Annotated in this window: 23 protein-coding genes; 6 read left to right on the forward strand and 17 right to left on the reverse strand. The window is 42.3% G+C overall.

Annotated elements, in window-relative coordinates; translation table 11 throughout:
* Positions 1 to 11: 11 nt before the first annotated feature.
* Positions 12 to 947, forward strand: a complete 936-nt coding sequence (locus tag DEO27_RS14055) for an exopolyphosphatase (protein ID WP_112573583.1) — start codon at positions 12 to 14, stop codon at positions 945 to 947.
* Here the strand turns inward: DEO27_RS14055 and DEO27_RS14060 are convergent.
* The 4 genes from DEO27_RS14060 to DEO27_RS14075 are packed head-to-tail and all read right to left on the reverse strand — an operon-like array spanning position 944 to position 4,003.
* Positions 944 to 1,258: a hypothetical protein gene (locus DEO27_RS14060; protein ID WP_112573585.1), complete on the reverse strand. Its 315-nt coding sequence runs from the start codon at positions 1,256 to 1,258 to the stop codon at positions 944 to 946. The two genes, DEO27_RS14055 and DEO27_RS14060, sit on opposite strands and share 4 nt — an antisense overlap.
* Entirely contained in the window at positions 1,258 to 2,655 is a 1,398-nt protein-coding gene (locus tag DEO27_RS14065; RefSeq protein WP_112573587.1) for a radical SAM protein, read from the reverse strand. Before DEO27_RS14065 ends, DEO27_RS14060 begins: the two co-directional genes overlap by 1 nt.
* A complete protein-coding gene (locus DEO27_RS14070; protein ID WP_112573589.1) occupies positions 2,648 to 3,400 on the reverse strand; it encodes a prolipoprotein diacylglyceryl transferase in 753 nt (250 codons plus the stop codon). Before DEO27_RS14070 ends, DEO27_RS14065 begins: the two co-directional genes overlap by 8 nt.
* An 18-nt stretch (positions 3,401 to 3,418) precedes the next feature.
* The gene (locus DEO27_RS14075; RefSeq protein ID WP_223818248.1) at positions 3,419 to 4,003 is read right to left on the reverse strand and encodes a carboxypeptidase-like regulatory domain-containing protein; all 585 of its coding nucleotides are present in this window, start codon (positions 4,001 to 4,003) and stop codon (positions 3,419 to 3,421) included.
* 240 nt (positions 4,004 to 4,243) lie between these two features.
* Between DEO27_RS14075 and DEO27_RS14080 the strand changes: the two genes are divergently transcribed.
* The 3 genes from DEO27_RS14080 to DEO27_RS14090 all read left to right on the forward strand — a co-directional run bounded on the left by DEO27_RS14080 (position 4,244) and on the right by DEO27_RS14090 (position 13,265).
* The gene (locus DEO27_RS14080) at positions 4,244 to 6,229 is read left to right on the forward strand and encodes a M1 family metallopeptidase (protein WP_112573593.1); all 1,986 of its coding nucleotides are present in this window, start codon (positions 4,244 to 4,246) and stop codon (positions 6,227 to 6,229) included.
* Positions 6,230 to 6,672: 443 nt separating this feature from the next.
* Positions 6,673 to 13,047 (forward strand): LamG-like jellyroll fold domain-containing protein, encoded by a 6,375-nt coding sequence (locus tag DEO27_RS14085; RefSeq protein WP_146750067.1) that lies wholly within the window; start codon positions 6,673 to 6,675, stop codon positions 13,045 to 13,047.
* Positions 13,048 to 13,064: 17 nt separating this feature from the next.
* On the forward strand, positions 13,065 to 13,265 hold the full coding sequence (locus tag DEO27_RS14090) for a hypothetical protein (RefSeq protein WP_112573597.1): 201 nt from the start codon (positions 13,065 to 13,067) through the stop codon (positions 13,263 to 13,265).
* A 174-nt stretch (positions 13,266 to 13,439) separates the two neighbouring features.
* On the opposite strand, the gene DEO27_RS14095 is transcribed toward DEO27_RS14090, so the two are convergent.
* The 6 genes from DEO27_RS14095 to DEO27_RS14120 form a co-directional block, all read right to left on the reverse strand.
* Positions 13,440 to 14,114, reverse strand: coding sequence for a DUF4136 domain-containing protein (locus DEO27_RS14095; protein ID WP_112573599.1), 675 nt, complete (start codon positions 14,112 to 14,114; stop codon positions 13,440 to 13,442).
* 206 nt (positions 14,115 to 14,320) lie between these two features.
* Positions 14,321 to 14,893, reverse strand: a complete 573-nt coding sequence (locus tag DEO27_RS14100) for a Maf family protein (protein ID WP_112573601.1) — start codon at positions 14,891 to 14,893, stop codon at positions 14,321 to 14,323.
* Positions 14,894 to 15,052: 159 nt separating this feature from the next.
* Positions 15,053 to 15,574: a KdsC family phosphatase gene (locus tag DEO27_RS14105; RefSeq protein WP_112573603.1), complete on the reverse strand. Its 522-nt coding sequence runs from the start codon at positions 15,572 to 15,574 to the stop codon at positions 15,053 to 15,055.
* Positions 15,575 to 15,671: 97 nt separating this feature from the next.
* Entirely contained in the window at positions 15,672 to 15,914 is a 243-nt protein-coding gene (iscX, locus tag DEO27_RS14110) for a Fe-S cluster assembly protein IscX (protein WP_091171429.1), read from the reverse strand.
* Between the two features lie 90 nt (positions 15,915 to 16,004).
* Positions 16,005 to 16,337, reverse strand: coding sequence for a 2Fe-2S iron-sulfur cluster-binding protein (locus DEO27_RS14115; RefSeq protein ID WP_091211301.1), 333 nt, complete (start codon positions 16,335 to 16,337; stop codon positions 16,005 to 16,007).
* Between the two features lie 19 nt (positions 16,338 to 16,356).
* Entirely contained in the window at positions 16,357 to 17,139 is a 783-nt protein-coding gene (locus DEO27_RS14120) for a Rossmann-like and DUF2520 domain-containing protein (RefSeq protein WP_112573606.1), read from the reverse strand.
* Between the two features lie 81 nt (positions 17,140 to 17,220).
* Between DEO27_RS14120 and DEO27_RS14125 the strand changes: the two genes are divergently transcribed.
* Positions 17,221 to 18,141, forward strand: a complete 921-nt coding sequence (locus DEO27_RS14125; protein WP_112573608.1) for an alpha/beta fold hydrolase — start codon at positions 17,221 to 17,223, stop codon at positions 18,139 to 18,141.
* Positions 18,142 to 18,170: 29 nt separating this feature from the next.
* Entirely contained in the window at positions 18,171 to 18,878 is a 708-nt protein-coding gene (locus DEO27_RS14130) for a hypothetical protein (RefSeq protein ID WP_112573611.1), read from the forward strand.
* A 58-nt stretch (positions 18,879 to 18,936) separates the two neighbouring features.
* Here DEO27_RS14130 and DEO27_RS14135 read toward each other — a convergent pair whose 3' ends face one another.
* The 7 genes from DEO27_RS14135 to ccsA (DEO27_RS14165) form a co-directional block, all read right to left on the reverse strand.
* Positions 18,937 to 19,581: a phytanoyl-CoA dioxygenase family protein gene (locus DEO27_RS14135; RefSeq protein WP_223818249.1), complete on the reverse strand. Its 645-nt coding sequence runs from the start codon at positions 19,579 to 19,581 to the stop codon at positions 18,937 to 18,939.
* A gap of 10 nt (positions 19,582 to 19,591) precedes the next feature.
* Entirely contained in the window at positions 19,592 to 22,054 is a 2,463-nt protein-coding gene (ccsA, locus tag DEO27_RS14140) for a cytochrome c biogenesis protein CcsA (protein ID WP_112573613.1), read from the reverse strand.
* A 9-nt stretch (positions 22,055 to 22,063) separates the two neighbouring features.
* Positions 22,064 to 22,474, reverse strand: a complete 411-nt coding sequence (locus DEO27_RS14145) for a cytochrome c maturation protein CcmE (protein ID WP_112573615.1) — start codon at positions 22,472 to 22,474, stop codon at positions 22,064 to 22,066.
* A 327-nt stretch (positions 22,475 to 22,801) separates the two neighbouring features.
* Entirely contained in the window at positions 22,802 to 23,254 is a 453-nt protein-coding gene (locus DEO27_RS14150; protein ID WP_146750068.1) for a hypothetical protein, read from the reverse strand.
* Positions 23,255 to 23,448: 194 nt separating this feature from the next.
* Positions 23,449 to 24,885, reverse strand: coding sequence for a Glu/Leu/Phe/Val family dehydrogenase (locus DEO27_RS14155; RefSeq protein WP_112573619.1), 1,437 nt, complete (start codon positions 24,883 to 24,885; stop codon positions 23,449 to 23,451).
* Positions 24,886 to 25,037: 152 nt separating this feature from the next.
* Entirely contained in the window at positions 25,038 to 25,247 is a 210-nt protein-coding gene (locus tag DEO27_RS14160) for a CcmD family protein (RefSeq protein ID WP_112573621.1), read from the reverse strand.
* Position 25,248: 1 nt separating this feature from the next.
* Complete coding sequence (gene ccsA, locus DEO27_RS14165) at positions 25,249 to 25,923, reverse strand: cytochrome c biogenesis protein (protein ID WP_112573623.1); 675 nt, start codon at positions 25,921 to 25,923, stop codon at positions 25,249 to 25,251.
* Positions 25,924 to 26,023: the final 100 nt, after the last annotated feature.

Genomic DNA, 26,023 nt, shown 5'->3' on the forward strand with positions numbered 1-26,023 from the left:
ATTTTAGCTGCATGACTAAACGCGTTGCTGTAATGGACTTGGGTACAAATACCTTCCATTTGTTGATTGCCGAAGGAGATATAAACAACTACCGCGAAATTGTACATATTACCGAAGCCGTAAAAATTGGCGAAGGCGGTATTAACAAAGGGTATATTGTACCTGAGGCTTTTCAGCGTGGTGTAAATACCATGCAGCGTTTCCATGAGCTCATTGAAGCCAATCATGTTACCGACGTGAGGGCTATAGCTACTTCCGCCTTGCGGAGTGCCTCCAACGGAAAAGATTTCATTAAAGAGGTAGAATCAAAAACAGGCATTGCCATTGAAATTATCGATGGTGAGCAGGAAGCCGGTTTCATTTACAATGGAGTAAAGTTAAGCGGTTGCTTATCAGCAAAAAACTCATTGATCATGGATATTGGTGGCGGCAGTGTGGAGTTCATATTAGGTAATACCGATAAAATTTTGTGGAAACAAAGTTTTGAAGTAGGCGCCGCCCGGCTCATGGACCAATTTCATCACACCGATCCTATCCCTCCGGCATCCATCGAAGCTTTAAATTTATACCTTCAGGATAAATTGGGTGATTTATTCATCGCCACATCCGGCATCGAAATCGGTACTCTTGTTGGCTCATCAGGCTCATTTGAAACGTTCGCCGGGTTGATAGAAACCGAAAAGGCAAAATCATTTGATTTAAAGAATATTAAGCACTATGATTTTGAGGAAGATGAATTGTTGACCATAACCAACAAACTCATTTTTTCGAGCCATAAAGAACGGGCGGGCAATCCGGGCATTATCCCGATTCGGGTTGATATGATTGTGGCGGCATCATTAGTTACCCGTTTTATCATGCACGCGTTGGACATCCATAATGTAAGTTTGTGTACAAACTCATTAAAAGAAGGCGTTTTGGCGGAGATGTTAACAATAGCCAATTAAAGTCCGCTTACGTTTATCAAGCCTACGCATGTCGAGAAGCCAATAATTAAAATCATTATCGCGCTTAATAGCCACACCAGGCTTCTGTTTATGATGGCAAATATGATACAGGCAAAAAAATGAATGCCGATAAAAAACATATCAAAAATAAATCCACCACCTTTACTTGTAACCGCACAAATAACAGTGTAAGCAGCAAACACCAGCAGGTTATACCCCACTATTTTCATTGCTGATGGCTTCTTTTCTTCATGATTACCAGGGGCATTATTGCCGCCTTGCGATGTTACGTTATTGTTGTCAGCTTCCATCACACCAAAATTTCTGTTCTTAATTGTTCCAGGTATTCCCGCTTATCGTCACGGTAAAAAATGTTCATGGTTTCAAAGGGGATAATCTGCATATCCTTGTTTACGATATGCACACAGGATTTTTTGATGGCCCGCACATCAAAGTTATGCGCGTCAATAAATTGCATAATGATCACCCTAAACAGGTTATCATAGCCCAGGTTAGGTGCATCTATTTCGGGCAAACAACATAGCAGCGAATGCAGGTGCTCTTTAGCCTTATCTACCGAGTTACCCGTACTGAACATATTAAGAAGATGCCCTTTCAGGCGTTCATCATTTTCGTATACTATGGTATTTTTTGAATTATCCAGCAGATCATCCGGGTTAATCATCCGGGTTAGCGGAATCACCTCGCCGCCCAGTTTAAGGGCATAGCCCATCACCAAAGCATCCGGATTACACGGTACCGGGATCAGGTCGTTTTTGTTGAACACATTAGTTTGTTCCAATATGGCATTCCGAACCTCGGTCATGGTGTACCTATCCGTTTGGCTGCTGAAATTCTCTAACCGGCCGGCTTCTTGTGTTGGCTGCAAAGTTACACCACGCACACATGGCTGCTTCAGCGCATATTCAATAATCTGACCTATCTCATCGGTATTAAGGCCTTTTTGAAGGGTAACAACTAAAGTAGTTGAGAGATTATATTTATTAAGATTTTCAATGGCCTTTTGTCTTACCTCGCGCAAATCTTCGCCCCTCAACTGTTCGAGTGCTTCTTTTTTAAACGAATCAAATTGCAGGTAGATCTCAAAATCGGGCATATAACTGGCCAACCGTTTCACAAAAGCCTCATCCTTAGCTATACGAATACCGTTGGTATTTACCATTAAATGTTTAATGGGCTTAGTTTTGGCGATATCCAAGATCTCAAAAAACTGAGGATGCACAGTAGGCTCTCCTCCGCTAATCTGCACCACATCCGGCTGACCTTCATTAGCAACAACAACATCCAGCATCTGCTCAATTTCGGCTAAAGTACGGTGCCTGCCATAAGTAGGCGATGACATGGCGTAGCACGTTGGGCAGCTTAAATTGCACCTGTCTGTTACTTCTACAACTGTTAAGCATGAATGTTGTTCATGATCCTGGCAAAGACCGCAATCATAAGGGCATCCGTAATGTGTTTTAGTATTGAACTTTAGCGGCATTTCACTTCGCTTAGCATAGTTGCGGCAGTTTTTATAATATTCAATATCCGTGGCAATCAGTACCTTTTCAAAACCATGCTCACGGCAGTTTTTAAGCATGTAAACCTTATCATCTTCAAAAACAATTTTAGCATCAACCCGGCGCAAACAGGTAGAGCAAATGCTCAGCGTAAAATCATAATAAATATACGGGCGTTCAGGCATGGTTTATAAACAGTTTTTTAGGATGTAGAAATACTTTATAATAATACAAAATACCGGCAATAGAAACTAACTGAATTACCGACAAACCGAAACTGAAAAAATAATCGGGTTTGATAAACTCTACCAGAAGCCTGAAAATAAGATAGCTTGTCATAAATACTTTAAACCTTGCGCCATCGGCAAACTGCCGTTTTCGCTCTATAAGCTTCAGCACAACCCAAAGCATCAGCCAAAATATAATTTCATAAAGATTGGTAGGGTGCCTGCGGATACCGTCGCCAAAATCGATAGCCCATGGCAAGTTTGATGCTACTCCATAGGTGCCGTCCTCCAGCCCTGCCAAAAAGCATCCCGTACGCCCGATAACCATAGCCAGGATAAGAGGATAAACCATCAGATCGCCGGACGAAGCCGTTACACCCAATTGCTTTTTGGTAAGCTCAACGCCTATCAAGCCACCAAGCATGCCGCCCACTATAGTTTTGTTACTCATAAAGTAGATAATACTGAACTGTGAGGATAGCAAAGTCGGATTTTCAAAAATCCCTATAAGGTGTGAGCCAATGAATGCACCCGTCGCCGCGCCAATAAAAATAATTAACCGGTGATGCGCAGAGATCTTATCAGTGGTGTGTTTACGCAGCCAGGCATAGTATTGATAGCCTAAAAAATACGATAACGTTTCGCAAACAAAATGTACCGGAATTGATGACCGGCCTAAAGGGATATTTACTGGAAAGTGCAAGTTTAGCTTTTATATGCACTAAAATATGCTTTTTATTTTACGCCAGATCCTTTTTGGTAAAGAAGCCCGTACACAAATCCCGCCGGCTACAACAGTTTGCCAACGGGTATTTGTTAGGTCCTCAGCCATGGTTACCACAAAATTCGGCTTGTTAATGATATCTGCGATTTTGAATTCCTGTGGTACATAACCGATATACGATACCCTGAGCGTATCATTTAGTGATGCCGCAGCAAGTTTAAACCGGCCTTCGGCATCTGATATCACTCTTTCATATTCTCCTTTTATGGAAATAGTAGCTCCCGGTATAAGGGAATACACATCTTTAACACTTCCTTTGATAATATACAACCTTGCCGTATCCTGATGTAAAAGCTTATCCTTTAACTGCCGTGGAACCTGTTCGGTTCTATTTTGAGTTTTTGCTTCAACTTTGGTTATCGGCGTTAAAAGCAAAAGCGACATGGCAGTTAACCATGTTTTCCAATTTTGCTTGGGGGCGCTCAACAATTCATGATTGATGGTACTTAGCTGCCCCGTATTTAAACGGCCACAAACATTACCACTTTTTGCCAGGTAGTTGATTACATCCTGATTACTCATACCAGTAAAATCAATCACCGTTTTGCAGCAATGACCGCAATAACGGCCATTGCTAACGGTTGTCATCTGTTGCCACTGTTCATGACAAGGTTTAGGTATGCTGACATGTGGAATAGGGCCCATTTTACTAATTTACCTATAGGATGCAGTTGTCAGCATAATTCCATAAACCGTTTTAACTTTTTTATAAGATTATTTTTTACAGGCATCCTTTGTATATTGGGTGCTTAAATAAGCAGCATGAAATTAAGATCTATCGGCATTGGCTTAATGTCGGTTTTAGCACTCGGCGCATCGGCGCAAAAAAGGAAACTCAATCCTAACGATACTTCATCAAACTACAATCCGGCAGAGGCTTTCAGGCCTATGTTTTATACCGAAAAAGGTAACAATTTTCATTCGCCAAACGGTGCTCCCGGCCCAAAATACTGGCAAAACCGGGCCGACTATACCCTTAAAGTTAAACTTGATACCACAAGCAAAACCATAAGCGGTACTGTTGTGATCAATTACACCAATAACAGTCCGGATGCCCTGCCATACCTTTGGCTGCAACTTGATCAAAACACATACAAACAAGATGCCCGCTCTAATTTTTTCACAGATCATTCACCGGCTGCTGATCAGCATACCAGTGGTTACCAGATAGAATCCGTATCAGTTGATTATGGCGATGTGGTTAAACCTGTGCCCTTCGTAATTTCTGACGCCCGTATGCAGGTCCGCCTTGCACACCCGCTGCAAAAAGGGGCCATCAAACTGCGTATTAATTATCATTATACCATTCCTGGCGCTTTTGGCGGCCGTACCGATTATTGCGATACCAAAAATGGCAAGATCTATGAAATTGCCCAGTGGTTTCCGCGGATGTGCGTTTATGACGACAGTCATGGCTGGGATACCCTCCCGTTTTTAGGCAGCGGCGAATTTTATCTTGATTACGGAGATATAGATTATGCTGTTACTGTACCATGGGATATGATCGTAGCCGGATCGGGCGAATTGCTTAACCCTAAAGAAGTGCTTACCGCTAAACAGATTGCCCGATTAGATCAGGCGCGAAATAGCGATAAAACCATCATGATCCGCGATTTGGCAGAGGTTAACGATCATGCCAGTCGCCCGGTTAATAAGGGAACACTTACCTGGCATTTTAAAATGCTTAATACGCGTGATGTTGCCTTTGGCGCATCAAAGGCTTATATATGGGATGCGGCAAGGGTGAACCTGCCCAGCGGCAAAAAGTCATTGGCAATGAGCGTTTACCCAGCCGAAAGTTACGGCAACGACGCCTGGGGCCGGGCTACCGAATACCTTAAAAAATCAATAGAATATTTTTCGGAAAAATGGTTTGAATACCCTTACCCTGTTGCCATTAATGAGGCTGGTATTGCCGGCGGTATGGAATACCCCGGTATCGTGTTTGACGGCATTACCGATAAAGGCAGCGTACTGTATTGGGTTACTGCGCACGAGATTGGCCACAACTGGTTCCCTATGATCGTAGGATCAAACGAGCGCCGCTACGGCTGGATGGACGAAGGCCTGAACACCTTTATAGATATCTACGCTTCCGACGCGTTTAACAAAGGCGAATACGCTCCGAAACGCGATAGCGAATACGCTCCGGGAGGTGGTAATCCAGCCGATGAGATCATACCGGCCATGCTTGACCCGCAGTCGCCAAGTATTATGACAGCACCTGACGCTATTCCTGAAAAATACCGCCATCCGCTCACCTACTATAAACCTGCTTTTGGCCTGGTTTTATTACGTGAACAGATTTTAGGGAAAGACAGGTTTGATTACGCATTTAAAAACTATATTAATCAATGGGCTTTTAAACATCCGCAACCCGATGATTTCTTCAGGTCGATGGAGAATGGTGCCGGTGAAGACCTATCCTGGTTCTGGAAAGGATGGTTTTACAATAACTGGTTAGTTGATATAGCCCTCATTGATGCTAAATATGCAGGCAAGGATACTTCTAAGGGTATCACTATAAATGTGGTGAACAAAGAACAACTGCCAATGCCATTTACTGTAGAGGTAAAATTTAAAGACGGCAACAAAAAACGCTTTTACCTGCCGGTTGAAACCTGGCTGCAATACAAACAGATAAACTACACACTGCCTACCACACAGGAAGCCGAATCGGTAACTATTGATCCCGATGCTGCCCTGCCCGATCTTAACCGAGGCAATAATAGCCAAAAGGTTAAATAACCTTCTCTCCTATGCCGGGTGCTCCGCATTACAGATGGAATACCCGGCATATTTTCCAGTGATATCTTCACACTCTCTCTTTCAAAAAGCACAGCCACATTGTAAATATTTGGCCACCGTGCTCAATTATTAGCATCAACAATAAAAATTAACACTCTTTTTAGGAATATTCTTAAAAAATCTATCAATTATTGAAATTTTAAAATCTCTACCAGTAAGTTAATAACATGCTTATTGATTAAAAGCAAGGTGGAAATTATTCCCCAATGTGGGTAAATTATAATTAATAATTAACCACACTTTTATTTTCATTTTCATAATAAAACCTCAAATCCAAGCCATCATTTTCAACGTAAGTGCCTTATTGAGTGAAATATTGTAGTTTCGTCGCGTTTTTATTGAATTAGCATCATTATTGCAATTGCTCCCTAAAACCTATTAATTTGAAAGCACAATTACTCCGCGTTTTGTTTGCCGGCTACCTGCTATGCCTGTTCAGTACTGTTGCGGCGCAGGAAGTGCAGTTTACCGCTGCAAACCAGTTTTATTATAATCCTTATGATGATAATAATATTGGCAGCGTAGGTTACTTAAACCCATTAGCCAAAACCATTGTACTTACTTCAACTACAAGTACAACTTTCAATAATACCATTGCTTTAACATCTGTTGCCGGCGTTAATCAAAAAAATAACATTTACGGCTCAATTATAGCTCCTACTCTCGACAGAAATCTTAACGACTACGATTACGAATGGACTTTCCTATATAAAAACAATTCTTCTACGTCACCCATTGAACCTTATGATAACGGGCAAAGGTCCGGACCAGCCAATACTGGCGATGCTGCATGGCAATATTGGTTAAGTGCCAGTACCTATGACCAAACCTCCCAAACAATCCAGGGGTTTTATATGACACAGGTAGGAACAAACATGATCCTCCGTTACAGAAATACCCAGTATGATATCCAATCTTTAATTACGTTTCCTATTACCAATAATGTTGTCTGGTCAATAAAAGTGCAACGCCTAAATACCGGTAAATGGTCTGTTTGGGCCAATCCTGTTTCGGGCTCCAGCAATGAAGCAACAACATATGTCGGCACATCAACACAAAGCAATTTAAATACTTACTCCTATAGCATATTAGCTACTACCGATTTACGTACTACCGGTAATAATTTTTACTGGGATAACTTGAAACTGTATACACGCCGCATGAGTGTTACAAGTGTAAGTTCAACCAGCAACGGCATTACCCAGCCATCGTTTTATGCCGGGCAAACCAATGTTGTAACATCTGGCATTCAAATAAACACAAGGGGTACTTACACTATCGCGGATATAAATTTTGGCATAACTCCTTCCGGAGGTACCAACATAAATGCTTTTTTCACTAACGGGCGTTTGTATAAATCAATTGATGATACTTATACCACTACAAGCGACAACTCACTGTTGGCCACAGTAAATATAAACAGTCCTACAATGCAGTCCGCATCTATCAACTCGGGCTCAGGCGATCCAAATTACAGCTCAGGAAATTCAGATGGCTCATTGACCCGCGTGGCTGATTATTTTTTAGTAGTAGATGTGCTTTCGTCGTTAAATTATGGTAACCCAGCCCCATATAATACTTATACTCAAACGGGTGCTGTACAAATCCGAACTACAGATTATACCAACCCAACATATAATGGTTATACCAATAACTCAACTACCGGTAATAATATCGTATCGTTCACAAACGTGGCCCCTCCTACTGCATCTTCAGTATCACGCTGCGGTGCCGGGCAGGTAACTTTGACAGCTTCAGGCGGCTCTCCGTCGGGTGGTACCTATAAATGGTACACTGCCGCTACCGGCGGTACTGCAGTGGCAAGTACAGCAAGTTATTCGCCGACTATAACAACCACAACTACATTTTATGTTACTTATACTTCGGGCGGCTCAGAAAGCCCCCGTACTGCAGTTACAGCAACCATTAATCCCATAGTTAGTTCTCCGGTACCCAATGCCGCGATTTCGTATTCCTTCAGTGGTAATACAAAAGATGTTTCGGGTAATCAAAATGACGGCGTATTGGAAAATGCGCCTACTTTAACTACCGACAGGTATGGTTTCGCTAATAGTGCTTATAGCTTCAATGGCAGCACACAGTGGATGTCATCAACAACACAAATTGCCGGTCCGCAAACTTTTACTATAAGTATGTGGTTTAATACCACAACAACTTCGGGAGGAAAGCTTATAAGCTTTAGTGACGGCCAAAACGTATCAGCTTCAGGCGGCTATGACCGTCACCTTTATATGACCAACAGCGGACAGCTGATTTTTGGTGTTTATAACGGCGGCACGCGCACTGTAACTTCGGCCTCAAGTTATAATGACGGTAACTGGCACCACGTGGTAGTTACGTTCGGGGCTACATCAGGCATTGTGATGTATGTAGATAATAATTCCGTTGGTTCATTGGCATATTATGCGGCCGAAACACGGAACGGCTATTGGAAAATTGGCTTCGATGATTTAGGTGGTTCATGGCCATCAATCCCCACAAGCAAATATTTTAATGGTAGTATCGATGATGTAGCCATATACAATACAGAGCTTACAAGTTCGGCAGTTAGTGCGCTTAATGATGTTAACCAGATAGGCAGCTATACTCCCGTTTGTGCCGGCAGTCCTATCAGCATTTATGCTCCAACCATTACCGGTGCTACCTATAACTGGACAAGCCCATCAGGTACTACTTATCAGGGGAACCCGGGGGTATTTTCAAGTGCCTCAGCGGGTAATTATACTTTAACAGTAACCGGCGGGCCGGGCAGCTGTTCATCAACTGCGACTTATACCCCAACAGTAACCAGCTTACCTGGCAGTGTATTTACAGCCACATCTCCGGTTACTGTTGTTACGGGCACTTCTACTGTTACCCTTACAAGCACTTATGATGCTACCGCAACGTATACCTGGTCATTTGACAGCGGCACGGCAACAGGCAGCACACAAGCCGGATACAGCGTTTCATGGCTTACCTCGGGTACTAAAACCATAAGCCTGACTGTAACCAAAGGCTCATGTTCAAGCACAACAACCCAAACCGTGGTTGTCGGTCTCGCAGGCCCTACAGTAAGTGGCACAACTCTTTGCGGTGCGGGGAGTACAACACTTACAGTAACCGGAGCAATTGCCGGGGTTACCTACAACTGGTATATTGACAATACAACAACCACCGCCCTGCAGAGCAGTACTTCGGCAAGTTATACGCCATTTGTAGGCGGCACTACAACTTTTTATGTTTCGGCAACATCCGGAACAACAACCACACTGCGCACCGCAGTTACGGTTACTGTAAATCCAAAAGCATCATCATCTATAAACAGCCCGATGTTAAGCTATCCGTTTGAAAGTGGCAGTTTAACGGACTGGTCGGGCTTAAGTAACAACGGCACCCTGCAAGGCACTACGCTGCCTACTACAGTAGCCGACAGAAATGGCCTTGCCAATGGTGCTTACAGCTTTAGCGGAACAAATGCAAGCCCGCAATATATATCAACAACAACACAGTATGTTCCGCTAATTTTTAGTTACAGCATATGGTTTAAAACAACCGTTGCGGGCGGCAAGCTAATAGGCATAGGCGGGAATCAAACAGGTAGCAATGCAACGCAAGACCGTAACCTGTATATGAATGATGCAGGCCTGTTATATTACGGTGTTTACAACGGGGGCACTGTAACTATCAACACAACCACTGCTTACAACGATGGGTTATGGCACCATGTTATTGTAACCGATGGACCTACCAATGGTATGCGTATATATGTAGACGGCACTCAGCAAGCATCAACAGCTACTTATACAGTTCCGCAGCAAATTAATGAGTTTTGGCGCATTGGAGGTGATAACCTGCAGGGTTGGCCAAGCCGTCCGTCAAATGATTATTTTGTTGGTATACTTGACGATGTGGCTATTTATAACCACGAACTTTCTGCTTCAGAGATCACATCAAACGATATGAACCTGTACAAGTTCTCGGCAGGTTACTGTGCTAACAACCCCTTAACTATTACCGCCCAAACAATGCCTGGTACGCCAACTTACAGTTGGGTTGATAATGCAACTCCAAGTATCACAGGAAGCGGTAACCCGGCTACATTTAGCAAAGCCACAACTACTAACTACACGCTTACCACAACGGTGAACGGTTGTACCCAGAACACAGCCATCGTAACACCAACCTTACAAACTTATACCTGGACTGGCTTGGCGGGAACCACAGCGGTAGGCACCGATAACAACTGGACTAACACCTCAACAGGTATTGCTGGCCAGGCCCCTAAACTGGACGGCACCGAAGCTATTATTATAGGCGTGGCTACAACAAACTTTTATCCGGTATTAACAGCCAATAAGAGCGCCTATACACTTACCGTTAATAACGGTGCCAAACTGGATTTGGGTGGATTTACATTAAATGTAGGCTGCAATATATTCAACAGCGCCGGCGGCACACTTACTATGGGTACCGGGACCAATTTCAACGCCTCTGGTATTACCTGGAATGGGGTATCACCAAATACCAATCAATCATTTACTGGTTCAAGTACCGCAAGCACATCGCAATTAGGTAATATGACAGTAAGCAACACAGTTACAGGTGGCAATGTAACAATAACTGCAGGCAAGCTTGATCTGTACAACGTACTTACCATGACCAGCGGTAACCTTATTGTTAGTTCCCCGGCTACAGTTACATTAAAAAGCTTAGCAACACAATCGGCTACTGTAGCCGCCATACCTTCTGGATTAACCATTACCGGTAACTTTAGTGTAGAAAGATATATCGCCGGTGGCACCTCAAAAAGAGGTTACCGCCTGTTAACCTCGCCGGTAAATAATGGCTCGGGTATTTATACCGTTAACTATTTTAAAAACAACGCATATGTGACCGGAACAACAACTACCTCCGGTGGCTTTGACCTTTCGCCAAATGCCAACAACCCAACTATATATTTCTTCAGGGAAAACCTTGCATCGTCAAATACAAGTTTCACAAGCGGAAATTACAGGGGGCTTAACAATTTAAACAGCGCACCAAACTATGCGTTTGATGGAGAATCTGGCACATTTACTTTACCTGTAGGTAATGGTTTTCTATTCTTTTTCAGAGGTGACAGGTCTGTAGCCAGTATAGCAGCCGAAACTGTTGCAAGCTACGTACCAACAGGAACCACTTTTACTACTACGGGCACTTTAAATACCGGTAATATCACCGTTAAGCATTGGTATAGTCAGGCTTCTACGTTAATGTACAGCACTACCACAGGCAGTAAAGTATCCGGTTATAACCTGGTTGGCAACCCTTATGCAAGTACCATAAACATTGAGAAATTTAACAGGCAATCGGTACAGGCTAAATCCTCTATTTATGGAGGGGGCTTCCCGGATGAATCAGGAGCTACCTTAAGCAGCCCGCTTAAAATATGGGTGTTCAATCCAGTAACCAAACAATACTCTACTTACGAGCAAAAGAAAACAGCAATTGCTTCGGCAGATACAGTTTCAAATGTTAATCCCGGCATATCAAGCGATGGTTTTGCAAGTAACATGATAGCAACCGGCCAGGGTTTTTTTGTACGCGCAACTGCTACCGGACAGACATTAACCTTCAGAGAGTCGGCTAAAACAAATACACAACCAAACACCGGTTCGTTAAATGCTATATTAAGTACCCCGGACAGACCGGTTTTGGCTTCAACATCTAAACTTGCAAGCTTTGCAACTATGCAACCTCAGGCAGTTAACGAGAGTGATGCAGAACCAAGGCTCCGTTTCAGGCTCATAAAAGATTCGGTAAATGTTGATGCCGTGGTACTTGCGCTTGATAAAGACATCAGCCCACTGTTTAATAAAGAAAAAGATGCCGAGGATCTTGGAGGTAGTGGCGCCCTGGTAAGTTTGTCAATATTTTCTGCTGATAGCCTAAAAGCCACCATCCATCGCAGACCTTTCCCGCACAAACAACAGGAGGTAATTCCTCTATTTGCTGATGCTACCGCTTCAGGCCCTTACCAGTTAAAACTATCTGATTTGACGGATCTACCGGATATTTATGAAGTTTGGTTAAAAGATGCATTAACCAAAGATTCGCTGGATATCAAAAACAACCGCACTTACAACTTCAATATTGATAAAGGCAATGCGGCATCATTTGGTAAAGACCGTTTTTCAATTGTTTTACGCCAGGATCCGGCGTTGGCCTTAAAGTTGATTGATTTTACAGCTGTTAAGGTTATAGCGGCCGCAAAAGTAACCTGGACAGTAAAAAACGAAGCCAACTATACTACCTTTGTTGTGCAAAAAAGTACCGATAACGGAACAACATGGCAAAATATTGATGTGATTCAATCAAACAGCGCCGGCAGCTACAACTATACCGATGTTAACCCGGTTAAAGGGCTTAATAAATATCGTTTACAGCTTACAGATCTTAACAATGATATTAGTTTTTCAAAAGATGTTTCGCTGATGTATGCTAATATCAGTAATACTATAGCTAATAACTGGCTTTCTGTTTACCCGAACCCAACAGCAGAAAGTATTAACATTAGAATATCGCAACCAAACGCCTCATCTAATTATAATATTGAAATAACTAACAGTAGTGGCATAATATTAAAATCAGTAAATATTACTGAACTTTACTGGAAAAATAACGTAAGCAGCTTCGTTCCAGGAACCTACATTGTTAAGGTTATCAATAACAAGACCAAGCAGTTAGTTGGAGTAAGTAAATTTGTTAAACTATAATAAAAGATATTGTGAGTATGATTAGGAAAATATTTTCAGCTACCCTTGTTTTTGTAATGGCGGCATTAAGTTGCTTTGCCCAGTTGGAGTCTCCTTGTGAACCTACGGATAATGATTCTCCCTGCCCGCTCGATACCTGGGTAATTGTTTTAGCAATTGTGGCATTTGTTTTTGCAGTTATTCATTTATACCGCAAACAGAAAGCAATACAAGCATAAATACTTTGGAGCGGCTGCAAGCCGAATGAGCATTGGGAGCACACTCATAACCATTGAATAAAATCGAACATGCTATTCGATAATTCTATTCCGTTAACCCCATAAACAAAAACACCTTCTGACTTTACGCCAGAAGGTATTTTCATTTAGTTCAATAAATCGATCAGCAATTTTTTAAGCCTTTCTCATTGGTACCTGGGGTTGCTGTACCTGGTTAAGGTTCAGTTGTTCGATGATACCGTTAACCACTTTTGGTAATTCCTTTACGGTTCTTTGCGGATTGTGTAGTTCGCCTACACCAAAGCCGCGCCATACTAATTTGCGCGATCTGGCATCCATAATGTCAATGATTAGCGTACCTTCTTTGTAAGGCACCCGGGCATAGCCACCACCACCGTAGCCATAGCCGTAACCATAAGGATAGCCCCAGCCCCAGCCACCGTAACCATAAAACGGACGATAGCCCCAGCCGCCGCCCCAACCCCAGCCAAATCCTAAGCCAAAACCAGGATAGCCGCCATAGTAGGCTGGATAATAAAACTCAGTTTTCATTCCCCTGCCGGTAACGGTAGTATAACTCACCATTAAATCGGGGTTGCTTTCCTGAAATTTCAATCCTTTGTTTTCCAATGCAGAAATAGCCGCATCCTTAACTCTTTCATCAGCCACTTCCTTTTTTACAACTGCGCCGGCTTTATTGGTCATGGTTGCAGGAGGTAGCCAGGCAAATGTACGGTAAGCGGATAAATCTGTTTTGTTTCGGGCTGCGGTGTAATAATTGTAGCTGCTGCATGCAGACAGAGTGGCCACCAGCAGTAACACCAGCCCTGTATTAATAGTTTTTTTCATGACAAATTACTCCCTTTATTTAAATCATTAGACTGTGCCGGAAATAAAGGTTTAATTTAAATAATTATTTATTTAAATATGCCTGGAAAAACCGCCTTATAAAAAAGTAACGATGTTTAGCACAGATGTCACGACGAACAAAGCCAAATGATGCAGATAGCAGGAAGAAAAATGATGTGCAGAAAGCCTGCTTACACGATATGGAATTATTTATTTAACGCGATCAGTTGGGCATAAACCTTCTCGGTAGGCAAACCAACAACATTGGTGTATGAGCCATCTATGCGTTCAATACCTATCAGGCCAATTAACTCCTGGATACCGTATGATCCGGCTTTATCGAGCGGCTGATACTTATCTACATAATTGCTGATCTCAGCATCCGAAAGCTTGCGGAAGAATACTTCGGTAAGGTCGTAAAAATTATTATACCGCCCTTTATACAGCAAGCATACACCGGTAATAACCTGGTGCACCCTGCCAGATAATCTTTGCAGCATTTCAATAGCATGCTCACGGGTTTCGGGCTTGCCCAATATCAACCCATCAATACAAACTATGGTATCGGCGGTAAGCACAACCTCATCCCCTACCGTTTCATCAAAGGCTTCAGCTTTTTTACGGGCGATATGCAAGGCAACTTCAGGCGGGGTCAATCCTTCGGGAAAGGATTCATCAACATCTTTAAGTACAACCCTAAAATCAATATCCATAAGCCTGAGCAGCTCCTGCCGCCTTGGTGATTTTGATGCGAGAATTACGTGTGGGATTTTTTGCATGTGTTTTTAGTTCATAGTTGATGGTTCATAGATGATGGTAACAGGATTGATTAGTTCATGGCAAATAGTTCATAGATCATAGCAGCAGCAAAACTGTTTGTCACCCTGATATGCTGGGCTAATTCCATGAACCATGATCTATCAACTATGAACTACAATCTACCAGCTATAGGCCTGCTTGCTCATCCATTTATCCTGGACTTTGAGCACTTTTTCGATGATATCGCGGGCGCAACCTTTACCACCACCATACGGTGATACGTAGGCACTAACGGCTTTGATCTCTTCAACGGCATCGGCAGGGCAAACCGGCAGGCCGGCAAGTTTCATTACTTCAAGGTCAGGAATATCATCGCCCATGTACAGTACATTTGTAGCTATGATACTTTTTTCTTCAAGATAGATCTTAAACCGTTGAGATTTAGTATGCGTACCCATATAAACATCCTGTATCCCCAGGCTATTTAAACGGTACATAGCACTTTTTGAGCGGCTGCCCGATATGGCACAAACATTATAACCACATTTAACAGCCAATTGCAGCGCATAGCCATCTTTAATGTTAAACGCGCGGCTTTGCTCGCCTGTATCTGTCACAAAAACAGAGCCGTCGGTTAAAACGCCATCCACATCAAAAATGAGCGTAGTAATATCTTTTAATTTATTCAGGAATGATTCCATTGTTGTAATTACAAAAATTCTTCGGTTCAAGAGTTGTTAGCTACGATCAACCGTTATTTGTAAACTGAAAACTGCCAACTAAAAACTGCCAGCTGAATTACTGATTATCACGCCACTCGTATACCCAGGCCGACTGGATCTGCTCAAGGTGGCCTTCGTTTGATTCGGCACGTGTACCGGCAAAATTAGGAAGGCTCAATACCCACTCCAGCAGTTCGGTAAAACGGATCCGGTATATTCTTGATTCGTCAAAATCGTCACCAAACTTTTCATAAAGTTCAATAGCAATATCTTCATAATCATTCCAATGAATTGGCAAGGCAAATTTATTGTCGCTCATTTTTATTGATTTTACGTACTAACTGGGGTAACACTAATACGCTGTAAGTTATACGTTTTATTTATTGTTTTAAACGGATCAAAGCAAATATTAGTGGCCTAAAAACTGCGATTGATCAGGCAGGGTAACTTCAATGTCGCCATCAACAATCACACACTGGCAGCCCAAACGCGAGTTGATACGCGGATTAACAGCCCTGTCAATAAAATCCTCTTCTTTATCGGATATCTCCTGGATGTTATCCATCCCTTTGTTTACGTAAACATGGCAGGTGCTGCATCCGCAAACACCACCGCAATTGTGCTGTAGTTCTATGCCATTCTCCAGGCATACGTCTAATACAGATTCACCCTCGGCAATAGGCAACTCAACGCTTTCGTGCCCTTTTTCCTCGAAATTGACCTTTATTTTATAAATGTTCATTTAAGCAAAAGTAACAAAATTACTCGTCTGCCGTAAGCCCTTTATTGTTTTTGATAATGCCCTGACTTAATAAAGTATAAACTTCCTGTAACATAGGCATATCGCTTAACAACTGCATATGAGCGGCCATTGTACCCTCATCATTCCGCACTGCCGGACCGGTTTGCACATTGCGCGGTTCCTGCTCAAGCACCTTCTGTGCCGTTTCCAAAATCAGCGGACGCAGCAGATCAAATTCCAATTGATTCTGCGCCAGCAAGTCCTGGGCTACTCCATACAAATAGTTAGGGAAATTACAAGCAAACACCGCCGCCAAATGTAATATCCTGCGCTGAGCAGAGCTTACTGTGTATACTTTATTACTAACGGTAAATGCAAGCTGCTTTAAATCTGCGAGAATACTATCGTTGTCCGCTTCAAGACAGAGCGGGACAGATCTGAAATCAAGCTCCTTTATCTTGCTAAAGGTTTGCAGCGGGTAAAAAACGCCTGCATTGGGCGTAAAAGCCAGTAAAGTGCTCAAATCGGTTGAACCGGAGGTATGTACTATCAATTTTTGATGCGCCGACAATGCTTCAGCAATTGTTGCTATGGCATCATCCTTAACCGAAACAACAAATAATCCCGTGTCCGGATTGATATCGGCAAGATTATCTATGGCTTCGGCACCAACGTGATAAGCCAGTAATGCAGCGTGTTGGATATCGCGGCTATAAACCTGAACAATGCGGTGCCCGGCATTTTTAAACGCGGCTGCCATGTGTGTAGCAACGTTGCCGGAGCCAATTATAGTAATGTTCATATATTCTTTACAATGAATAAATTATTTAACTATCTGTAGTATAAATATTTCTGTACTTTAGAAACCAACATCTACTACCGCATGAAAATACTTAAAGTAAGCATCATTATTGTGATATTTCTTGTCGGGGCCGCGTCATTAATACTATACGGCTTCTACAGATATAACAATAAAGAAACCAAAACCTTAACCAATGCCGAGCGCAAAAACATTTCAGGAAGCTTCATCAAACTAAGCCAGGGGGTAACTCATTACCAGCTTGAAGGGCCGGACAGTGCCGAAGTAGTTATGCTTGTCCATGGATTCAGCGTGCCTTATTATATCTGGGATCCTACCTATGACTTTCTGATAAAAAAAGGTTACCGGGTATTACGATATGATATGTATGGTCGCGGCTATTCGGACAGGCCCGATGCCACTTACAACCAGGAATTTTACAACACGCAGTTGCTTGATTTAATTAAACAACTTAAGTTAACAGGAAAAATAAATTTAGCGGGCGTATCGTTCGGTGGAGCAGTAGTAACTAACTTTACCTGCGCCCACCCCGAGCTCATCAACAAGATAATCCTTGTCGACCCGGTATACGAGCAAAAAAAACCTACAGCACCACAGTATTTTACATTGTATAATGAAGCCGTAAATTCTGATGAACGCGCAAACGGGCAAACCTCCGATTTCCTTTATCCAAAAACTCATCCGGGATGGACAAAACTATACTTACCCCAAATGACTTATAAGGGCTTCAGGAACGCGCTGGTTTCAACCATGTATAACTATAACCAAAACGGTAAACAAAGCAACATCTGCCTAAACAGCACGGGTAAAAACGTTTTGCTGATATGGGGCAAAGCTGACAAAACAGTATTACCGCGTTTCGCCGATTCTATCCGCAGCGTACTAAAGACCGACTTCTTTCCTGTTGATGGCGCGGCACATTTACCTATGATTGAAAAAGCCGATACGGTAAATGCTAAGATACTTTCGTTTTTGAAGAGGTAGCCAATCAATTTAATCTGTAGTTTTAGCAGATGAAATTTAGATTGATTACGTGTTTACTATTATTGATAAACCTTGCCTGTTACGCAAATGTCAATTATCATTCAGCTGATTCCACAATACATAAAAAGATTAAACACGCTCAACGAAAAATTGTATATCATATAACATATCCGCGTGAAAGCATCAAGGGCTATAAGCCTGAATTCGACAATTGCTTCTATACAAACAGATTTACTGCTGCCCAACGGTTAAAGAAATATCCGTTTTCAGTTGCAACTAAAATTTTAGCAATATCATATGTTGGCCTGCCAAAAAATCCCAATATAATTATTGATTCGGCAGGTTTTCCTAAAACATCAGAAGAGCCTGATAGCATCGGAGGCATTATTATAGAAAATGGCCACTTAAGATACGACAATGTTAAGCAGGCGAAAGTCTTAACGCGTGAACAACTTGAAAAGTTCTCTGATATTATTTTCAACTATGGCTATAGCGGTATGAAAAACTACCTGATAACAGCCCTGCCAGGTTGCTTCGAGCCACGCAATTCGATCGTATTTCTTGATAAAAATGATAATGTAATTGACCATCTTGATATTTGCTTTGCTTGCAAGGCGAGTGAGTCCGGTTCAGAACAAATAAATGTAGGAACAGATTGTAAACAGAAATACGATATGTTGAAAGCGTTCTTCATAAATGTCGGAGTACCTTACGGAACAAGGAAGTACGATCAATAAATCTTTTCCGCCCAATCAATTCCCTCAGCAAGCTTTGCCTTACTAAATTCAATATGCATTACCCTTCTTTTTTTTTAGTAGTACGGTTTGAGGCGTGCATAAGCAGCGGTCGCATGACCATGATACCGCCTGCTTGTACGTTGCAGCTTACTTCAGTTTCCTGCTGCCAGTCGATATTTTCGGGACGATAGACTTCCTTAAGATGTGAACCCGGTAACACCTTCAAGGCGCCGTTGCCTTCGTCGGTATCATCCAGGTGAATGCGGATGGTAAAATTATCCTGTAGGATACTTAATGGCGGCTGCACTGCAAACTGGTTATGCTTAACCGTCCACGGACCGTAACCGGCAATGTTAACTCTTTTATCAACCGAAATGGTTAAATCCTGATGCCAGGCCACAAACCAGTTAGATGCTTCGGGTTTATCAAAATAAATGGATTTAACAGCGAAATATCCGTCGCCAAACAACTGCCGTAAGCAGGTCTTTAATTTATCCGTAAAAATCAGTGGGGATATTTCGGGTACAGCTTTTAAAAACTGCCTTATGGCAAACAAATCGTCAGTTTGCCTGAACAGCGGACCAGTCTTATTTGCATGCTCAATACTGGAGATGATTTCGTTTACTTCAGCATCAGTATAAATATGTTCAACAACAGAAAAACCGTGTTGAGCAATTTCATACTGATGCCTGGTAATATCCATTTAACAATAGTTAAACGGTTTTAAGTTCTTTATTACGTCTTTGGATAGAAAGCAGGAAGCCAATAACCATAATGATTGTACCGCTCCAGAAGAAGTTGATATATGGGAAGCTGATGGCACGCATCACTATCCATGGACGTTTATTTTGCGGCTGCTGATAAACGGTGATCTCTACCTTTTTATTTTCAGGGTTGATCCTCGAGAAACGCAGTTTTAAACCGGCATCATCAACCTTACGTGCAAAATCAAAAACATTACCGCCCCTGATCATGAATACAGGCTCGGCGTTATAAACTTTACCATCATGGCCATGTACCTCAATATTAGCACCGATAGCCACATCATTGGCAGTAAGCGGAATATTCTGAACCGTGGCCTGTTTATTTAATGACTTAACTATCATGAAGCCATCACGGTACCTGATGGTATCGCCTATGGCTACCTCATGGGCTACCGGCTCATCATAGTTTTTATCGTCGTTACCTTCGTCGTGCCCAGCTTCGCCCTGCATAGCAAAACCTTCGCTTGGGATAGCTGTAACATGGGTATAAAGATCATTAAACAGGTAATGCTTGGTATCCGGCGATGAAGCCATTCCCGCATCACGGCTGGCCTGTACTTTTGGTTTCAATACAAACTCCTCAACTACCTTACCGGTGGCATCTACCTTTTTGTAATTCACCCTGTAAAAATGGTACGGTGATGATATCGAGTCGCCAAGGTAGGTAACCGTATAATCGCCCATTTTAACCGGAGTGTTTTTGTAGATCATAATATTTTCGCGGGCATTACCGGCTTTAGCATCAAAGCCCTGTACGTTAACTACGCCGCTCGCGTTTTCAGATACTATTTTACTGGTACCCGCCGCTATGATTGAACCAACCAAAAGCAGGCCAAAACCGATGTGAGCTACAGCTGCACCTGCCAGTTTAAATTTACCTTTAAATGCGTCGGCCAAAACCTTGCCGTTAGCAATTACCGAATAAACGGAACCGCACATCATTAGGTTAAATACAAAGTTAAGACGGTAAACACCGGTTAAGTAAACAACAAGCGCGGTAACCAATATCGCGAAAACGAAGTAAACGCCGGTGGTGATGAAGAACCTGGTAATATCTGTCTTTTTGTATTTCAAAAATTGTGTAAAACCAGTTAGCAATGTTATCACAAATGCAAACGATGCCTGGATCACGTTATAATGCTTAACAGCATCGGCAGGTGGTGCTATCTTGGTGCCAAACATAGCGTTCCATACAGGTACCGACGTTACCACAATAAGGTGGAAACATGACAAACCTAAAAACACAGCCCCCACAAACATCCAAAACTCGCGTGAGTAAGTTTCTTCATCTTTTTTAGTGATAGGCAATTCCTTCCATCGCCATACCAAAACAAAAATTGACAGCGCAAGGAATATCAGGATACCTATAACCAGTTGCCAGAACATCCCTAAATCGGTAAAGGCATGTACCGAGCTCTCGCCCAGGATACCACTCCTTGACAGGAAAGACGTATACCAAACCAGCACAAAGCTGATCAGCACCAAAAAAGTAGCTGTAAAATAAGAGTGACCGCTGTTTTTATAAACAATGAGTACGTGCAAAGCCGCCACAATAGTTAACCATGGGAAAATAGAACCGTTTTCAACCGGGTCCCAGGCCCAGAAACCACCAAAGTTTAGTGACTCGTACGCCCAGAAAGAGCCCATGATAACGCCTGTGCCCAATATCATAGAACCAAACAAAGCGTATGATATAGCAGGTTGAACCCACTCTTTATAACGTTTTTGCCAAAGCCCCGCAACCGCGTAAGCAAAAGGAACAATGATAGAAGCAAAACCAAGGAACAATGTTGGCGGGTGAATAACCATCCAGTAATTCTGGAGTGATGGGTTCATGCCTTGTCCGTCTTTTATAAAATCCAGGTAGTTTGGCTGCGAAAATATCGGTGCTTCAATGCCCGAATTGCGCAATAATAAAAATGGCGAGCTGCCAATACGTTTGCCAAAAATATCGATACCCAATACCATGGTAGCTAACAGCACCTGCGATAAAGCGACAACTGTCATCACCGGGCGCTCCCATGATTTGGCTTTAACAATAAGGATATTACCTAAAACGCCCTGCCAGAAAGCCCAAAGTAAAAAGCCTCCCTCTTGTCCGTTCCAGAAACCTGATACCAGGTAATAAACAGGCAACGAACGCGAGGTATAAGCCCAGGCGTAATGATATTCAAAATAGTGATTGTAAAGTACATAGAACAGGCAGGTACCCATTCCTACAATGGCGACAGAGTTTACATAAAAGCCTAAACGACCTAAACGTTGCCAGCTGCTATCAGCCTTACCGGCATCATCAGTAGTGGCAAAATAATAGCTTATAAATGACAGCAGGGCTGCACCAAACGAAAGAACAATAAAAAACTGGCCGATCTGTCCCGGTAAAAGGTGTTCGCCCTTAAAAACTGTATTCATCAAAAATGATTAAATGCTGGCTTGCTTAGCCTTTACTTCTGTAACTTCTAACTTATCCTGTGTGTATTTGGATGGACATTTCATCAGGATTTTTGAGGCGTGGAACTCGCTGCCAACCATCTGGCCGGTAAGTACAAGTTGTTCCGAACGCTCAAAATCTTCAGGTTTGGTACCCGTAAAAACAACTTTACGCTCCTCGCCTTTATTATCTTTCATGTAAAATGAAAAATAATTGGCATCCTTAGTTGCGTCATAAACCATTTCTTTTCCCTTGCTGAAATGGCCTATTACATGCAGTTCGCTGCTGGTTTGCTGCGCTTCGGCAAAGGTAGCATAGGTGCTTGAGCTTGAATAAACACTAATGATAACCGCTATAGCTACAGCGATAACAACAAGACCAAAAATTGCACTTTTTTTCATCCGCGGTTTATATAATTAAAATAACGATTTGCAAAAATACAAAACGTGAAGCGAATAATGTTTATTACAAGACATATGTATTATTTAGAATCATTCTTGATAGAAAAATAAAAATTGCGTCATTGCGAGGAACGAAGCAATCGCGAACTGTACAGGGACATTTACATAGCCGCTCTGTGAAGTCGGGGATTGCTTCGTTCCTCGCAATGACGCCTCTTTATTATTGTATTTTTGGGGGCGATGCCTTCGGCCCGGGCTTTTCGCTCATACGCCTGCAGGCATTACGCTCGTGGGCCGGTATCCGCTGCAATCCCTATCGCGGATAAGTTAATCTTTTACGAATTTGGTGTCTTTCATAAGATAATACCCTAAATACCCTTTGCTTACTGTAAGCAAAATGTATGAAGATGTATCAACCTGTTCATTATCTACAGCGGTTACATTCTTCTCAATTCCTCCAAATTCTACTTCGGCAGATGCCCGGCTTCTCGAATGCTCATGATGTTTATGCCTGATGCTAACCTTAAAAACCTGTTGTTCCTTATCAGAAAAAAAATCATTTAAAAGCAATGGTAAAGCTACGAATATTGCTCCCGAGAAAATAACGCCTGCCCAAAAAACTTTCATATCCTTAACAAGAAAAACAGATACTATCAAGCCTGACAGCCCCCACACAAACAGTACGGGTAAAAGCTTAACAAACGTATCATCAAGTTTATTAAGAGCGTAAAAAAAGGATACAACCGATACACCCCAAAAAGCAGATTCTGCTATTTTCAATCTTTTGGTTTTTAACTGGCGCTCTTTATTTTTTTGTTTTTGCTGATTTTTAAATTTTAGCGTCGTCTTATACACGCAATAAAGATGCAAAAACTATTCAAAACATCATTCTTATGTTCTATGACCTATTTAAACAAAACGAGGCGGGCTTTTTCAAACCCACCTCGCTATATATAAAACTATTAAATCCTTAATTATGGCCAGATACCCAAGTTTTGATAAGATACCGCTATTTTGTTGATAGCACCAACCATCGCCGCATTACGCAAGGTACCAATATCAGGATTGCTTTTGTAGATCTCCCTGATTTCGTGGTATGAGCGGATCATGGTATCTTCCAATCCTGAATTTACCAGTTCTAATTCAGATGCACCTTTGATAATAGTTGAACGTTGGATTGGAGTTAAAGCAACACCGGTAATACCTTCAACCATATTCACCAGGTTCAAATTAGAATTCTCTTCAAACCTGCGGTTCATACGGCCAAAAGCTACGTGGCTCAGGTTCTTCAACCATTCAAAATAAGATACAGTTACACCGCCAGCGTTAGCAAACATATCCGGTACTATAATACCACCGTTGGCATAAAATATAGCTTCGGCTTCGGGTGATGTTGGGCCGTTTGCGCCCTCAACAATGATCTTAGCCTGGATATTGCGGATATTAGCTTCGGTGATCTGGTTTTCCAGAGCAGCGGGCACCAGGATATCGCATGGCTGCTCAAGGCCTTCCATGGTATTGGTAAACTCTTGTATTGCAGCTGCGTAACCTAAAATAGAACCGGTTGCTTTACGGTGCTGGAATACGGCCTCGATATCTAAACCGTTCTCGTTATAAATAGCACCTTCAAACTCACACAAACCAACTATTATCGCGCCCATTTCTGACAGGAACTTGGCGGAGTAATAGCCTACATTACCAAGACCTTGCACAATTACTCTTTTGCCAGATAAACCCGGCAACAAGCCAATCTTTTGCATATCCTCGCCAACGCTCACACACTCGCGCGTAGCTATAGCCACACCACGACCGGTTGCTTCCCTTCTGCCGGCAATGCCGTGCAGGGCAATAGGCTTACCAGTTACAGCACCCATAGCATCCAGTTGGCCAGGGTTCATGGTAGCATAGGTATCAGCAATCCAGCTCATTTCACGCTCGCCCGATCCATAGTCTGGTGCGGGCACGTCAATGCTGGGGCCGATAAAGTTCTTTTTAATTAATTCTACAGTGTAACGACGGGTGATGTTTTCAAGTTCGCTTACGGTGTAGTTTTTAGGATTTATTTTGATACCGCCTTTGGCGCCGCCGAAAGGAACGTTAACAATGGCACATTTATAAGTCATTAGCGCGGCGAGGGCCATCACCTCATCCTCGTTCACCATTTCGCTGTATCGGATACCGCCTTTGGTTGGCGACTGGTGGTGCGAATGCTCAACACGCCATGCGTCAATTACCTCAAAACTATTTCCTTTACGGATAGGGAAACGGAAGCGGTAAACACTATTACATGATTTAATTTGATCAAGCAGGCCTGCATCGTGTTTGGTGAATTGTGCAGCGTGATCGAAGTTTTTACACACGTCGCTGAAGAAGTGTGTTTCTTGGTCGGCAATCAAAATATTCGTAGCCATAACTATTGTATAAATATTAATCTCTTAAAAAAGTGAGCAAATTTGGTACAATTTTTATCAATATTGCAAATATTTCTTAGTTAGTGTGCCCTATACACCATCAAACACCGCCCCGAATAATATGTTTAAATTGTTTAAACATATTATTTGAACTACTTTTCGTTTTCGACTTTTTTTAATCTGCGGTCTATCGAAAACAGGTAAAGGGCCAAACCAACAAAAATTATGGAAATAGTTACCACAACTACGTAAATTTTTCCCGACTGGCGCAAGGCATCTGCCATTTCAACTTGCTGCCCCTGCTGTGCAAAAACAGCGGTACAAAACGTAAGCAGTAACAATAAAAGCGTTAATTTCTTCATCTTAATTTATAGCGTTCTTCTTATTCTCAATTAAACGGATGCGGTAACGGATAGTAGCTATCCAAAGTGCAATAAAGCTCCAGCCCAGCATGGCCGGGTAAAAGGCTATCTTCATGCCATTATCAAGGTCGTATTTACCAAATGCAGGGTTACCACCGCTGCCCGGGTGCAATGAATCTGTTAAACGAGGCAAAACAAATATCAATACAATCATAATCGGAAACGCGAATATGTTGTAGATGGCCGAAATCTTGGCACGTTTTTGCTCCTCATCAATAGAGTTACGAAGCACCAGGTAAGCACAATACAACAGAAATGCAATAGCAGCACTGTTTTGTTTAGGGTCTCCGCTCCAAAATTCGCCCCATGTATATTTTGCCCACAGCATGCCAGTTAAAAGGCCTAAGCTGTAAAACAGCAGTCCGGTATTAACACATTCAACAGCGGCAAGGTCATGCTCTTCCTTACCATCCTGCAAATACTTTATGCTGAAATAAACCGATACAACAAATACCGTTAGCATCCCCATCCACATAGGTACGTGGAAATACAAATTACGGATGGTTTCGTGAATAATTGGTAGCCTTGGCGCTTTGAAAACCAAGCCGGTGTAAAAGGTAGATAGCACCAGCAAAACAGCCGCCACTTTCCACCAGGTTTGATAAATAAACTTCATATTAAATTGTGCGGTAAAGGTAGTGAAATTTCATTGTCATTAAGTCATCAGGTTACTGAGTCATTATTCACACAAATAAAAAAATGACCTAATGATGCAA

The sequence above is a fragment of the Mucilaginibacter rubeus genome (assembly GCF_003286415.2).
GTDB classification, from domain to species: Bacteria; Bacteroidota; Bacteroidia; order Sphingobacteriales; family Sphingobacteriaceae; genus Mucilaginibacter; species Mucilaginibacter rubeus_A.